The organism is Collimonas sp. PA-H2, from assembly GCF_002564105.1.
In the GTDB taxonomy this organism is placed as follows: Bacteria; Pseudomonadota; Gammaproteobacteria; order Burkholderiales; family Burkholderiaceae_D; genus Collimonas.
In genome coordinates, this window is the sequence record NZ_PDBX01000001.1 from 4,498,985 (window position 1) to 4,511,971 (window position 12,987).

12 protein-coding genes are annotated in these 12,987 nt (G+C 59.4%); all 12 read left to right on the forward strand.

Annotation, left to right across the window (positions count from 1 at the left end):
• Window positions 1-28 precede the first annotated feature (28 nt).
• Window positions 29-1,111, forward strand: a complete 1,083-nt coding sequence (locus BCF11_RS20730) for an acyltransferase (protein WP_098496419.1) — start codon at window positions 29-31, stop codon at window positions 1,109-1,111.
• Window positions 1,108-2,133 (forward strand): glycoside hydrolase family 5 protein, encoded by a 1,026-nt coding sequence (locus BCF11_RS20735; RefSeq protein WP_098496420.1) that lies wholly within the window; start codon window positions 1,108-1,110, stop codon window positions 2,131-2,133. The genes BCF11_RS20730 and BCF11_RS20735 overlap by 4 nt, the downstream gene beginning before the upstream one ends.
• A gap of 49 nt (window positions 2,134-2,182) precedes the next feature.
• Complete coding sequence (locus tag BCF11_RS20740; protein ID WP_233212568.1) at window positions 2,183-3,019, forward strand: glycosyltransferase family A protein; 837 nt, start codon at window positions 2,183-2,185, stop codon at window positions 3,017-3,019.
• Window positions 3,020-3,038: 19 nt separating this feature from the next.
• Complete coding sequence (locus BCF11_RS20745) at window positions 3,039-4,508, forward strand: lipopolysaccharide biosynthesis protein (protein WP_098496422.1); 1,470 nt, start codon at window positions 3,039-3,041, stop codon at window positions 4,506-4,508.
• Window positions 4,509-4,576: 68 nt separating this feature from the next.
• Entirely contained in the window at window positions 4,577-5,323 is a 747-nt protein-coding gene (locus tag BCF11_RS20750) for a WecB/TagA/CpsF family glycosyltransferase (protein ID WP_098496423.1), read from the forward strand.
• A 74-nt stretch (window positions 5,324-5,397) separates the two neighbouring features.
• On the forward strand, window positions 5,398-6,528 hold the full coding sequence (locus BCF11_RS20755) for a sugar phosphate nucleotidyltransferase (protein WP_098496424.1): 1,131 nt from the start codon (window positions 5,398-5,400) through the stop codon (window positions 6,526-6,528).
• A gap of 6 nt (window positions 6,529-6,534) precedes the next feature.
• Window positions 6,535-7,956 (forward strand): mannose-1-phosphate guanylyltransferase/mannose-6-phosphate isomerase, encoded by a 1,422-nt coding sequence (locus BCF11_RS20760; protein ID WP_098496425.1) that lies wholly within the window; start codon window positions 6,535-6,537, stop codon window positions 7,954-7,956.
• A 32-nt stretch (window positions 7,957-7,988) separates the two neighbouring features.
• Window positions 7,989-9,389, forward strand: a complete 1,401-nt coding sequence (locus tag BCF11_RS20765; RefSeq protein ID WP_098496426.1) for a phosphomannomutase/phosphoglucomutase — start codon at window positions 7,989-7,991, stop codon at window positions 9,387-9,389.
• Window positions 9,390-9,404: 15 nt separating this feature from the next.
• Window positions 9,405-10,433 carry an acyltransferase family protein gene (locus tag BCF11_RS20770; RefSeq protein ID WP_158229242.1) on the forward strand — a complete coding sequence of 343 codons (1,029 nt, stop codon included), beginning with the start codon at window positions 9,405-9,407 and terminating at the stop codon, window positions 10,431-10,433.
• A gap of 125 nt (window positions 10,434-10,558) precedes the next feature.
• Window positions 10,559-11,008 (forward strand): GNAT family N-acetyltransferase, encoded by a 450-nt coding sequence (locus BCF11_RS20775; protein WP_098497616.1) that lies wholly within the window; start codon window positions 10,559-10,561, stop codon window positions 11,006-11,008.
• A 53-nt stretch (window positions 11,009-11,061) separates the two neighbouring features.
• Window positions 11,062-11,691 carry a bifunctional 2-polyprenyl-6-hydroxyphenol methylase/3-demethylubiquinol 3-O-methyltransferase UbiG gene (locus tag BCF11_RS20780; RefSeq protein WP_098497617.1) on the forward strand — a complete coding sequence of 210 codons (630 nt, stop codon included), beginning with the start codon at window positions 11,062-11,064 and terminating at the stop codon, window positions 11,689-11,691.
• A 177-nt stretch (window positions 11,692-11,868) separates the two neighbouring features.
• Entirely contained in the window at window positions 11,869-12,984 is a 1,116-nt protein-coding gene (locus tag BCF11_RS20785) for an agmatine/peptidylarginine deiminase (protein ID WP_199110969.1), read from the forward strand.
• The last annotated feature ends 3 nt before the right edge of the window (window positions 12,985-12,987 follow it).

Genomic DNA, 12,987 nt, shown 5'->3' on the forward strand with positions numbered 1-12,987 from the left:
CGGCAGCTCATGGCATCCGGGGCAAACCATGGATAGAGAAAAAATCGATGCCATCACGGGATTGCGCGGACTGGCGGCGCTGCTGGTGGTGTACGGCCACGCACTGGACTGGTTCGCGCTGCCCTGGAAAAACCATCTTTCCGGGGAAATCGGCGTGACGGTCTTCTTTTCCTTGAGCGGCTTTCTGATGGCCTATCTCTACCTCGGCAAGAGATTTTCGGCGCTCAACGTGGTCGACTATGCGGTTTCCCGTTTTTCCCGCATCGCGCCCGCCTATATTGTCATCCTGCTGCTGTCCTTTTTCATCTACGTCAACCTCGATCCGAATTTCGTCTATGGAATATCGGGCAAGAATATCCTGCGCCATATTTTCTTCTCGGGCAATGTGTCGGTATTCTGGAGCATCACGCCGGAGGTGGAGTTCTACTTCCTGTTCGTGCTGGCCTGGGCCGCCAGCAGCCGCTACCTGATCCGCGCCGACGTCGCCGGCCTGTTGTTCCTGGTCCTGGCCAGCGTGATTCTGCTGTCGTACCGGGATATTTTCCCGGGTACCTTCGTCGGCTCGAAATTGCATTATTTCCTGTTCGGCATGGTTGCCGGCTTGATGCGATCTCATATCCAGAGCGCCGACCAGAGCCGCAAACTGTTCGCCGTCCTGCATGCGCTAGCGATTGCCGCGCTCGTTTCGATTGCGGCGGGATGGCTGGTGCTGCCGTTTTCCGGCAACCAGGAGTTCTACAACAGCATCCTGACCGCCGTATTCGGCGCCTTGCTGGTATTCAGCCTGTCTTTCCCCTCTGCCGTCGGCAACGGCTTTTTCGCAAACAGGGTCATGCTTCTATGCGGCGAATGCAGTTTCTCCATCTATCTGCTGCATATGCCGGTTATTTACCTGCTCCGCAAAATCCATCCTGGGCCGTTCCAACTCTTCATCTTGCTTCCCTTGACAATGCTTGTCCTCTTGCTTTCATGGCTCAGCTATCGATTGCTGGAAAAACCCGGAGCGCGTTTGATCAGATCCGTGGGCGCTGTATTCAAGCGGAAATTCCTTACCCTGTTTCCGACGGCGGCCAGCCCTCGGGCTATGCCTTTAGGAGGTGATATCAGATGATCAAATGCCTGTTTTCCGCCGCAGCCCTGGCTTTTACCTTGATGTGCCAGCCGGTGCTGGCCGCTTGCCTGGACGGCAAGCCGCTGGCCGGCGTCAACTTGAGCGGCGCCGAGTTCGCTGCCGAGAAATTGCCCGGCAAGGTATTCACCGACTACGTGTATCCGGACCTGGACGAAATGCGCCTGTTCCAAGCCATGGGCATGAACACCTTCCGCCTGCCGTTTCTATGGGAGAGGGTGCAGCCGCAGCTGTTCGGCGAACTGGACCAGGCCGAACTGCAGCGTATCAAGGATAGCGTCGCGGCCGCCAGTTCAATCGGCGTATGCCTGATCCTCGACGTGCACAACTATGGTCAATATCGCGGCAAGCCTATCGGTTCGCCGCAAGTGCCGCGCGCGGCCCTGGTCGACCTCTGGCAGCGCCTGCTGGCCAATTTCAGGGATCCAGCCAACGTCGCCTTCGACCTGATGAACGAACCGGCCAAGCTGCCGACCGCGGAATGGGCGGCAACCGCGCAAGAGACGCTGAGCGCCTTGCGCAGGAAAGGTTCGCGGCATCTGATCATGGTTCCCGGCGGCGGCTGGAGCGGCGCCCACTCCTGGTATGCAAAAGACGGCGTGGTTTCCAATGCCGACGCCTTCCGCTTCTTTCACGATCCCGCCGATAACTACATGATCGAAGTCCATCAGTACGCGGACGCGAATTTTTCCGGCACCGGCAACGATTGCGTAGAGCCGGCCCGCTTGAGCGCAATCATGGCCAACGTCGCCCTCTGGGCCACCTCGACCAGGCGCCGCCTGTTCCTGGGCGAATTCGGCGTGCCGGCAAATCAGCAATGCCTGGCAGCCTTGTCGGCGATGGTGGATGCAATCAAAGGCAACCCCGCCTGGGGCGGCTGGACCTATTGGGCCGCGGGGCAATGGCTGGGGACTTATCCGTTCAGCCTGCAGCCGGACGGCGGCGGCGAGCGGCCGCAAATGTCGATCTTGAAAAATGCCATGCCGTCCAAGGACAAGCAATAGCGCCCGGCAGACCATGCCCGGCCAGATAGCAAGACTGAAAGGAATGCAAATGAAATTTTCGCTGGTGTTAGCTACGGTAGGACGGTTTGAGGAACTTGTGCGTTTTTTGGAATCGCTGGACGCGCAAGACTACCGCAACTTTGAATTGATCGTGGTCGACCAGAACGACGATGACAGGCTGGTGGCGCTGCTGCAGCGCTACCGCCAGAAATTCTCGCTGCGCCATGTGCGGGCGCCGGCGCGCGGCGTATCGCGCGCGCGCAATCTCGGGCTGGAACGGGTGGATGGAGACGTGATTGCCTTCCCCGACGACGATTGCTGGTACCCGCTGGGCTTGCTGCAAAAGGTCGCAACTGTATTGAACGGCCATCCGGAACTGGACGGGATTACCGGCCGTTTCACCGATGGCAACGGCAATACCGAGGGCCGCTGGCTGGCAAGCAGCGTGCTGCTGGACCGCTATAACGTATGGCGCGGCGCGATTGAATTCAGCATTTTCCTGCGCCGCCGCGTTATCGATGCGATCGGGCCGTTCGACCAGACGCTGGGCGTCGGCGCGGGTACGGTGTGGGGGGCGGCGGAAGGCACCGACTATCTTCTGCGCAGCCTGCGCCATGGGTTCAAGCTGAAATTCATGGCTGACATGACTTTGCATCATCCGGTAAAGACCAGTCATTTCGATGCCGGCGCCTGCAGCCGGCAGCAGAAATATGAAGCGGGAATAGGGCGCGTGATGCGCATCAACCACTATCCGTTCTGGTATTTCCCGGTTACCTGCATCAGGACTTGCTGCGGTGTCCTGGTGGCGCTGGCGAGCGGTAATTTTCTCAAGGCCAGGTTCAAGTACCTGAGCGTGCTGGCGCGCATGCGCGGCTGGCGCGCGTAGCAACAAAGATGGGAGTGTTATGAATCAGAAGACCACTGGCTTAGCCTCCGGATCGATCTGGTCGATCGTGGACAATCTCGCGCAGCAAGTCATTTCATTCGTGATCTTTGCGGTGCTGGCGCGCTTTCTGGCGCCGGATGCGTTCGGCCTGCTGACAGTCGCCCATCTGTTCATCCTGTTTACCCGGCTGGTGGTGTTCGATGCGATTGCCATGCCGGTGATACGCGGCGGCGTCCCGGACGACAGGCTTTATTCCTGGGTGTTTACCTGTTGTGCGACGACTGCCTTGCTGCTGACCGCCTTGATGTTTTTTTCCGCGGGCGTGGTTTCCTCCATGTACCGGGCGCCGGAACTGAAGCCGGTATTGCAGGGCATGAGCCTTTCGGTGCTGTTTTTCGGCCTGATGCGAGCCTATGAAGCCAGGCTGGTGCGCAACATGATGTTCCGCCAGCTGGCGATCCGCTCGATCGGTTCGGTATTGACCGGCGGCGTAGTCGGCATTGGGCTTGCCGCCAGCGGCTGGGGCGCGATGTCGCTGGTGGTGCAGCAGGTGGCTGGATCCGGTCTGGCGCTGGCGCTGATTGTGGCGCAAAGCCGCTGGCTGCCGCGCATCGTGCTTGACCGCGGCTTGAACAATAAATATTGGAACGACATCCGCCAGGTTGGCTTGACCGGTGTCTTGAGCTTTGCCAATACCAATGGCGATTCGCTGCTGGTGAGCATTTTCCTGGGGCCGTACGCCACCGGCTTGTACAACCTGGCAAAACGCGTGACCTCGTCGGTGTACATGGTGATCGCCAGCTCCATGCAGAAAGTCGCGTTGCCGGTATTTTCCGATGCCGGCGCCGACCTGTCGGCGCTCAGCCGCGGCTATTTGAAGATTGTCGGCATCACGCTGTTTTGCGTGGCGCCCTTGCTGTGTTTCCAGGCTGTGCTGGCAGAACCTCTGGTGGCAGCCGTATTCGGCGCTCAATGGCTGCCGGCGGCGCCGATAGTCGGCGTGCTGGCCTTGCTGTACCTGCTGTCGTCTATCGTCCATCTGAACGACTACCTGTTTTTCTCCCTGGGCAGGAACCGTGTGCCGGTGCTGCTCGGCATCGCGCAATTGACGCTGGCGACCCTATTGGCGGTGAATTTCTATCGCTTCGGCTTGCTCGGCATGAGCTTGTCGTTCTGCGGCGCCTACCTGCTGGTTTTCCCGATATCCCAGATCCTGCTGAACCGTGCGCTTGGCCTGAACGCGCGGGCGATGTGGTATGCGCTGGCGCCGCCGCTGGTGGGCAGCATCATTCTGGTTTTGGGGCTGGTGCTTTATTTGTCGCTGATTCCGCCAGGTCTTGGCAACGTGACTCTAGTTGCGGGCGGTGTTCTTATTGCCTGTTTTTTGTACCCGTTCATGGTAGCCGTCACCGGCTGGCAGATCAGGACGGTTAACGCTTCCTGGCACGGCTTGCTGCTTTCAGCCATGCGCCTTGGCCGTATGCGATAAGCAGCGGAACGGTGTGCAGCCATGGATATTTCCGCGTCTTCAGCGACGCGGTTTAGGAGAGATTTTTCATGAACACAAAGAAGACAATTCCGATTGCAGGTTTTCCGATAGTGACGACCACATCCCCCGTGCTGGCCAGATATCTGCTGTACGCGATGTGGTTGAACAAGAAGATCACCTTGTTTTTTGCCAATACAAATTTCATCGTCCAGTGCAACCATCTGCTGGACAAGATGAAGAACAGTTCGGTGACGATAGTCAATGACGGCGTCGGCATGGATATCGCCGCCTTCCTGTTCCGCCGCCACGCCTTCAAGGAAAACCTGAACGGCACCGACTTCATACCGCAACTGCTGTCTGGGGCGGATGAACCCAAGCGTGTATTCATGGTGGGAGGAAAGCCGGAGATCCTGCCCAAGGCGGTCGAGCATGTGCGCGCGACGCTGAAACAGACGGTGGTCGGCAGTTGCGACGGCTATGCCTGCTTGCAGCAGCGGCGCGCCGGCCTGGTTGAGGAGATCAACCGGGCGCAGGCGGAAATCGTACTGGTTGCGCTAGGTAATCCGCTGCAGGAAGAATGGATACTCGCCAACCGCCAGGCGCTGGATGCAAAAGTCGTCATCGGCGTCGGCGCCCTGTTCGATTTCTGGGGCGATTACAAGCCGCGGGCGCCGCGGCTGGTGCAAAAGATGCGGCTCGAATGGCTGTATCGCCTATGTCTTGAGCCGCGCCGCCTGTTGCGCCGCTATACCGTCGACATCCTGAAATTCCTGCTGCTGTGCCGCAGGTATGACAGCGGGAGCCAAAAAACCTGAAGAAACCGCCCGGAAATGGCCGCCGCAGGGCGGCCGTCCGACCTGATTTTGTTCAAATCCACGCGAGGTGAAAAATGAAAGCAATGATTCTGGCAGCAGGCAAAGGGACGCGCGTTCGTCCGCTGACCTACGACCTGCCCAAGCCGATGATACCGATCCTGGGCAAGCCGGTGATGGCTTACCTGGTTGAATATCTGGCCAGTTACGGAGTGCGCGAGATCATGGTGAACGTGAGTTACCTGCATCACAAGATCGAAGAATATTTTGGCGACGGCAGCCAGTACGGGGTGCAGATCGGCTATTCCTTCGAAGGCTATACCAACGAGCGCGGAGAAGTGGTGGCGGAGCCGCTGGGTTCGGCCGGCGGCATGAAGAAGATCCAGCAATTCGGACATTTTTTCGACGACACCACCATCGTCATCTGCGGCGACGCCTTGATCGACCTGGATCTCGCATCGGCCTTGTTCGAGCACAAGAACAAGGGCGCCATGGCCAGCGTCATCACCAAGGAGGTGCCTTGGGACAAGGTCAACAACTACGGCGTGGTGGTGATGGACCAGGATGGCAGGGTGCAGTCGTTCCAGGAAAAGCCGGAGCAGCATGAGGCCCTGTCCAATTTTGCCAGCACCGGCATCTACATCTTTGAGCCGGAGGTGATCGACCTGATTCCGGCCGACACGATGTTCGATATCGGCTCCGAGCTGTTTCCGCTGATGGCGAAGAAAAACCTGCCGTTCTATGCGCAGCAGCGGTTTTTCAACTGGACCGATATCGGCACCGTGACCGACTTCTGGAGTGTCCTGCAAAGCGTATTGCAGGGTCACGTGGCGCAGCTGGATATCCCGGGAAAGCAAATTGCCGATGGCTTGTGGGCTGGTCTCAACACCAGCATAGACTGGCATGGGACGACCATTGAAGGACCGGTGTATATCGGCTCGGGCTGCCGCATAGACGCCGGCTGCAAGATCGTCGGCCCGACCTGGATAGGGAACGGCAGCCATATCTGCAGCGGCGCGCAGGTGGAGCGCAGCGTGCTGTTCGAATACACCCGCGTCCTCGGCGATGCGCGGCTGGAGGAGGTAATCGTATTCAAGGAATACAGCGTAAACCGTGGCGGCGAGATGCGTCGTTTGTCCGAGGCCAGGGTACAGGATTGGGGCGACGCCCGCGACCGCCTGCTGGAACCGGTAACCTCCCTGGAATGAGCTGACATGAAAATATATCCAGTGATCCTTGCCGGAGGTTCCGGAACGCGCTTGTGGCCGCTTTCGCGCGAAGCCATACCCAAGCAGTTGCTGGCGCTGCGCTCGCAATATTCGATGCTACAGGAAACCTTGCTGCGGCTGGCGGACTGGCCGGAACTGATGCCGCCGCTGCTCACCTGCGGCAATGAACATCGTTTCATGGTAGCCGAGCAGCTACGCGCGATCAGCATCGCTCCGCTGGCTATCCTGCTTGAGCCGGAAGCCAAGAATACGGCGCCGACGGTTGCGGTGGCGGCGCACTACCTGCTGCAGCACGATAAGGATGCCATCATGCTGGTGCTGCCGGCAGACCACGTGATCGGCGATCCGCAAGCCTTCCATGGCGCCGTCCAGCATGCGGCGCAGGCAGTCGGGAAGGGCGCCATGGCGACCTTCGGCATCGTGCCGACCGCGGCGGAAACCGGCTATGGCTACATTCGCCGCGCCAAAGCCGCCTACAGCGGCATCGACGGCTGTCATGCGGTAGAGAAGTTCGTCGAAAAGCCGGACAAGGCGAATGCAGAGATTTTTCTCGCCGATGCCGCGTATAGCTGGAACAGCGGCATGTTCTTGTTCCAGCCGGCGCGCTACCTGGCTGAGTTGCGCGAATTCCGGCCGGCTATCGCCGACAGCTGCCAGCTGGCTTTCGACGCTTCCTACCGGGATCTGGATTTTTGCCGACTGGATGAGGCGGCCTTCGCCAAGTGCCCGGCTGAATCCATTGATTACGCGGTCATGGAGCATACCCGGCACGCGGTGGTGGTGCCGGCGGCGATAGGCTGGAGCGATATCGGCTCCTGGTCCGCATTATGGCAAATCATGGACGGCGATGACGACGGCAATGTATTGCGCGGCGACGTCTATGCAGACGGCGTGCGCGATTCGATGATTCGCGCGGAAAGTCGTTTCGTGGCGGTGATCGGGGTAAAAGACACCATCGTGGTGGAAACCAAGGACGCGGTGCTGGTGGTGCACAAGGACCAGGTGCAAGGCGTCAAGAAAATCGTCGACGCCCTGAGGAAAGACAGCCGTACCGAACACATGAATCACATGCGCGTCTACCGGCCGTGGGGCTGCTATGAAGGCATAGACGCCGGCGACCGCTTCCAGGTGAAACGGATTACGGTTAATCCGGGCGGCAAACTCTCACTGCAGATGCATCACCACCGCGCTGAACATTGGGTGGTGGTCAGCGGCACGGCGCGCATTGTCTGCGGCGAAGAGGAGAAATTCCTTACCGAGAATGAATCTACTTATATTCCCATCGGCGTCAAGCATCGGCTGGAAAATCCCGGGAAATTGCCGCTGCACCTGATTGAGGTGCAGTCGGGTAGTTACCTGGGCGAGGACGATATCGTCCGCTTCGAAGACATTTATAAACGCTGTTAAGGCATTCATTTGGCATTCATTTCGAGGAAAACATAGTGCAACTATCAAAATCCATATTCAAGGCTTATGACATCCGCGGCGTCGTCGGCGCTACGCTCGACGAAGGGATTGCACGCCAGATCGGCCGGGCATTCGGCATCGCTGCCCGCGCCAGAGGAGAAAACGTCGTGATTATTGGGCGCGACGGCAGATTGTCAGGACCGGAACTGAGCGCAGCCTTGGCGACGGGCTTGCAAAATGCAGGTGTGGGTGTCATAGATCTTGGCGTAGTGGTGACCCCCATGGTGTATTTCGCTACCCACGTACTCGGTGCGCAATCCGGAATCATGGTCACCGGCAGCCACAATCCGCCCGACTACAACGGTTTTAAGATGGTGCTGGCAGGGGAGGCGATTTATGGCGAGACCATCCAGCAGCTTTATCAAGCCATCGTCAATGGCAGCAACGGGGCTACCGTGGCTGCGCCCAACGGCAGTTATCGGCGGCACGACATCAAGGATGCCTACCTGCAGCGTATTCTCAGCGATGTGAGGCTGGCGCGGCCGATGAAGATCGTGGCCGATTGCGGCAATGGCGTCGCCGGCGCTTTTGCCGGCGAGCTGTATCGTGCACTCGGCTGCGAGGTACAGGAACTGTTCTGCGAAGTGGACGGTACTTTCCCCAACCACCATCCCGATCCGGCGCATCCGGAAAACCTGCAGGACGTGATCCGCGCCCTGCAAAACTCCGATGCGGAAATCGGCTTGGCATTCGATGGCGACGGCGACCGTCTTGGCGTCGTCACCAAGGATGGCCAGATCATCTATCCGGACCGGCAGCTGATGCTGTTTGCCGCCGACGTGCTGACGCGCCATCCCGGCCGCGAGATCCTGTATGACGTCAAATGCACCCGTCACCTGGCGCCATGGATCACGGAACACGGCGGCAAGCCCTTGATGTGGAAGACCGGCCACTCGTTGGTCAAGGCCAAGATGCGGGAAACCGGCGCCCCACTGGGCGGTGAAATGAGCGGCCACGTGTTCTTCAAGGATCGCTGGTACGGTTTCGACGACGGCCTGTATGCCGGTGCGCGCCTGCTGGAGCTGCTGAGCCGCGAAAGCGATCCGTCCGCGCTGCTGAACGCCTTGCCGCAATCCTCCAGCACGCCTGAACTGCAATTGAAACTGGAGGAGGGCGAGAATTTCGCCCTGATCGAAAAATTGCAGGACGAGGCGAGTTTTCCTGGCGCGGAAGAGATCATCAAGATCGATGGTTTGCGCGTTGAATACGCCGATGGTTTCGGCCTGGCGCGTTCATCCAATACCACGCCGGTGGTCGTGATGCGTTTTGAGGCTGAGTCGGAGCGGGCGCTGGCGCGCATCCAGTCTGAATTCAAGCGCGTGATCCTGGCTGCCAAGCCGGACGCGGAATTGCCGTTTCCCGCCGCCATTTAGATGAAGATTATCCCGATGCAAGATCATCGTTCGTCCGTTAAGGCTTCGTCCGATCGTCATGTATTCATCGACAACGCCAAGGCGATCGGCATCGTCCTGGTGGTTGTCGGCCACAGCAAAGGCCTGCCGGACTACCTGGTGCGCCTGATATTCAGTTTTCACGTGCCGCTGTTTTTTTTCATTTCAGGTTTTTTGCTCAAGCCGGACAAGCTGCAGCAGAGCGTCGGCGGTAATCTAAAAAAAACACTGCGCGCCTTGGCCGTGCCGTACCTTTTCTTTTTCTGCTTCGCCTTCGGCTACTGGCTGCTAACCCGCAATATAGGTGAAAAAGCCGCATTGTCTGTCGGCCGCGCCTGGTATCAACCCCTGATAGGCTTGCTGACCGGCCTGGAGACTGATCTTTATATCGATCCACCGCTCTGGTTCTTCCCTTGCCTGATTCTGACCGCCATCCTGTACCAGGCCGCGCGCAAGCTGCTGACGGCGGCCGCCGCGGCCTGCTGCTTCGCCGCGCTTGGGATTGCCGTCACGATATTCTGCAATCATCCGTCTTACAGGCTGCTGCTTGGATTGGACAGCATGTGGGTCGCATTGTCCTTTTATGCGCTGGGGCAGCTGGCCCGCGAGAACGCCTGGTTCAGCAGGGCCGGGATCACGCATCTGATCCTATTCAGCTTGATGGCATCGGCGCTGCTTGTCTGGAGCGGCTCGTTTAACGACAGGGTCGATCTGGCCACGATGTATTTCGGCATGCGGCCGGCGCTCTACCTGCCGACCTCGCTGCTGGGGATTGCCGCGGCGTTGTCAATCGCAAAGCTGTTGCCGGCATCGAGGATAGCCAGCTGGCTTTCGGAAAATACGTTGATCATCTTTCCTGCGCATTTCGTTTTCCTGGGGCTGGTGCGCGGTATTGCCTTGTCCCTGCACGCCATTCCGGGCGACTATCATTACGCGCTCGGCTGGAGTGCTTTCAGTAGCGCCATGGCTATTTTGCTTTGCCTGCCATTGATGTATATTTTGCGTTTCCTGCCGATCCGCATATAACCCGTTGCAAGGTTTTTTTCGCAAAACGCTATGAATTCAACTGCGGTAGACTGCCGTGTTGCGTTTTTCGCTGCCGAAACCGGTGGCTTGATGCGTCGATCGATTTTATGGAAGGCTGGATCAGCATGCCGATTACCGTACGCCTTGCCGCCGCTGACGATCAGCCGGCATTGCAAGAGCTGTTCTTGACCTCGCGCCGTCAGACCTATACCTGGCTGGAGATTGCATCTTTTAGTCTGGCGGATCTGCAGCAGCAGACCCAAGGGGAAACCATCCTGCTGGCGCAGGATGAACAAGGCGCGCTAGCCGGCTTCATCTCGGTCTGGGAAGCGGATCACTTCATCCACCATCTGTATGTCGGCGCCGGCCAGCAGAGGAGGGGAGTCGGATGTGCGCTGCTGGCTGCTCTTCCGGGCTGGCCCGGGCAACGCCATGTGCTGAAATGCCTGTTGCGGAATCACGCGGCGGCGGCTTTCTATCGCGCCAGCGGATTTGCTGAAACCGGCAGAGGCATAGGCGAAGACGGCGAGTATATCGTCTTCGAGTCCGGCGGGAGCGCCGATCCTGCAGCGTGAACGCAGGTATGACCGCTGGACGCATCCTGGCCGGATGCGCTACAGTACGCCTCATGAACCTCTTGCCCGCCGACCTGGAAAAAATTGCCGCTCTCACGCTGGAGCATTACAACCTGCGCGCCGAAGACTTCCGCGAAGGCACGCGCGACCACGACGTCAGCCAGAATATCGCGGCCTTGCTGCGTAACATCAACGGTACGGCGCCGTTCACCATCCTGGATGTCGGCTGCGGTCCAGGCCGCGATCTGCGCACCTTCAGCAAGCTCGGCCACACAGCCATTGGCGTCGAAGGCGCCGCCCGTTTCGTGGAAATGGCGCGCGCCGACAGCGGCTGCGAAGTCTGGCATCAGGATTTCCTCCATCTCGATCTTCCCGACGGCCGCTTCGACGGCATCTTTGCCAACGCTGCGCTGTTTCACATCCCTAGCCAGGAACTGCCGCGCGTGCTGCTGCAGTTCCACGCCACGCTCAAGCCTGGCGGCGTGCTGTTCAGTTCCAACCCGCGCGGCAACAATGACGAAGGCTGGAATCACGGCCGCTACGGCAGCTATCACGACCTCGCTGCCTGGCAAGGCTTCATGGCGGCGGCCGGATTCGTCGAACTTGAGCATTATTACCGGCCTGACGGTCTGCCGCGCGAGCAGCAGCCATGGCTGGCGAGCGTCTGGCGCAAGCCGGTTTAAGCGCCAGGCTGGCGCTGCTCACCGCTTGCATCGCCAGCGCTTCATCACTCGTCTCATCTATCGATCCCGCCAATAGTTACTAATTTTGCGCAAGCAGGGAAGCTGCACATAATGATCCCCAGCTCGCCGCGGTATTTTTCGCGGCGCAATTTAACGGACTGATGTGGAGTTTCTATCATGATGGTAGCGCGTAATTTACTCAAATTTCTTTTCCCTTGCGGGGTTCATTTCGGCATCCTGCCGGCGCAAGCCGGTTCAGCCAGCCTTGCCGCAGCTGAGCCGGCCGGGCCCGTGCGTATGCCGGAAGAATCCGCGCCGCACCTGCGGACCTGGATGCAATGGCCTGAGCTCACCGCAAGTTACGGCAACGAAGACTATCTGGCGCTGGTGCGTCACGACCTGGCCAAGCTGGCGGCGACCATCGCGCAATTCGAAGAAGTGTTCATGCTGGCGCGGCCCGCGCAGGTCGGCAACGCACAGCGTCTATGCGGCACGACGGTCAAGGTGCTGCCCGTGGCGGTAGACGATATGTGGGCGCGCGATTCCTGTCCGATCTTTGCGGTGGATGGGCAAGGCGCGGAGGTGCTGGTGGATCTTAACTTCAATGGCTGGGGCGGCAAGCAGCGGCATGAAGAGGACGCCAGGATTGCGGCCCGGATCGCTGAACGCCAGCATATTCCAAGGCTGCGCGCAGGGCTGGTGAGCGAGGGTGGCGCGATCGAGGTCGATGGCGACGGCACTGTGCTTACCACCGAGAGCTCGCTGCTCAATGACAACCGCAATGCGGGGCTCCGCAAGAGGCAGCTGGAAAGCCGTCTCCATGCTGCGCTGGGAACCAGCAAGGTGATCTGGCTGCCTGGGATTCGCGGGCAGGATATTACCGACGGACATATCGACGGCCTGGCGCGTTTTATCCGGCCGGGACTGGCGCTGGTTGAACTGATGCCCGAGGGCGACCGCAGCGAGGAGGCGCGCATGGCCGAAAACGCGGTTGCGCAGCTGAGGGCGTCGACCGATGCGCGCGGACGGCAAATCGAGGTGGCGACGATACGCCGCTCGCGAACCTGCAGGTCGGATCGGGATGACTTCTTCAACGGCTATGTGAATTACTACGTATGCAACGGCGCCGTGATCATGCCGCAGTTCGGCGACGCGCACGCGGACATGGCCGCAGCCAGGACTCTGTCTGGCCTGTATCCCGGCCGTAAAATTGTCCAGCTCAATGTCGATCGTATTTGCGAAAACGGTGGCGGCATCCACTGCGTGACTCAGCAGCAGCCAGCCTTGGCCTGAGAG

Bases quoted from the DNA above. Each gene is read 5' to 3' on its own strand.
- BCF11_RS20745 (WP_098496422.1), top strand. From the start codon at position 3,039: ATGAATCAGAAGACCACTGGCTTAGCCTCCGGATCGATCTGGTCGATC.
- BCF11_RS20755 (WP_098496424.1), top strand. From the start codon at position 5,398: ATGAAAGCAATGATTCTGGCAGCAGGCAAAGGGACGCGCGTTCGTCCG.
- BCF11_RS20740 (WP_233212568.1), top strand. From the start codon at position 2,183: ATGAAATTTTCGCTGGTGTTAGCTACGGTAGGACGGTTTGAGGAACTT.
- BCF11_RS20750 (WP_098496423.1), top strand. From the start codon at position 4,577: ATGAACACAAAGAAGACAATTCCGATTGCAGGTTTTCCGATAGTGACG.
- BCF11_RS20735 (WP_098496420.1), top strand. From the start codon at position 1,108: ATGATCAAATGCCTGTTTTCCGCCGCAGCCCTGGCTTTTACCTTGATG.
- BCF11_RS20775 (WP_098497616.1), top strand. From the start codon at position 10,559: ATGCCGATTACCGTACGCCTTGCCGCCGCTGACGATCAGCCGGCATTG.
- BCF11_RS20770 (WP_158229242.1), top strand. From the start codon at position 9,405: ATGCAAGATCATCGTTCGTCCGTTAAGGCTTCGTCCGATCGTCATGTA.
- BCF11_RS20760 (WP_098496425.1), top strand. From the start codon at position 6,535: ATGAAAATATATCCAGTGATCCTTGCCGGAGGTTCCGGAACGCGCTTG.
- BCF11_RS20780 (WP_098497617.1), top strand. From the start codon at position 11,062: ATGAACCTCTTGCCCGCCGACCTGGAAAAAATTGCCGCTCTCACGCTG.
- BCF11_RS20785 (WP_199110969.1), top strand. From the start codon at position 11,869: ATGATGGTAGCGCGTAATTTACTCAAATTTCTTTTCCCTTGCGGGGTT.
- BCF11_RS20730 (WP_098496419.1), top strand. From the start codon at position 29: ATGGATAGAGAAAAAATCGATGCCATCACGGGATTGCGCGGACTGGCG.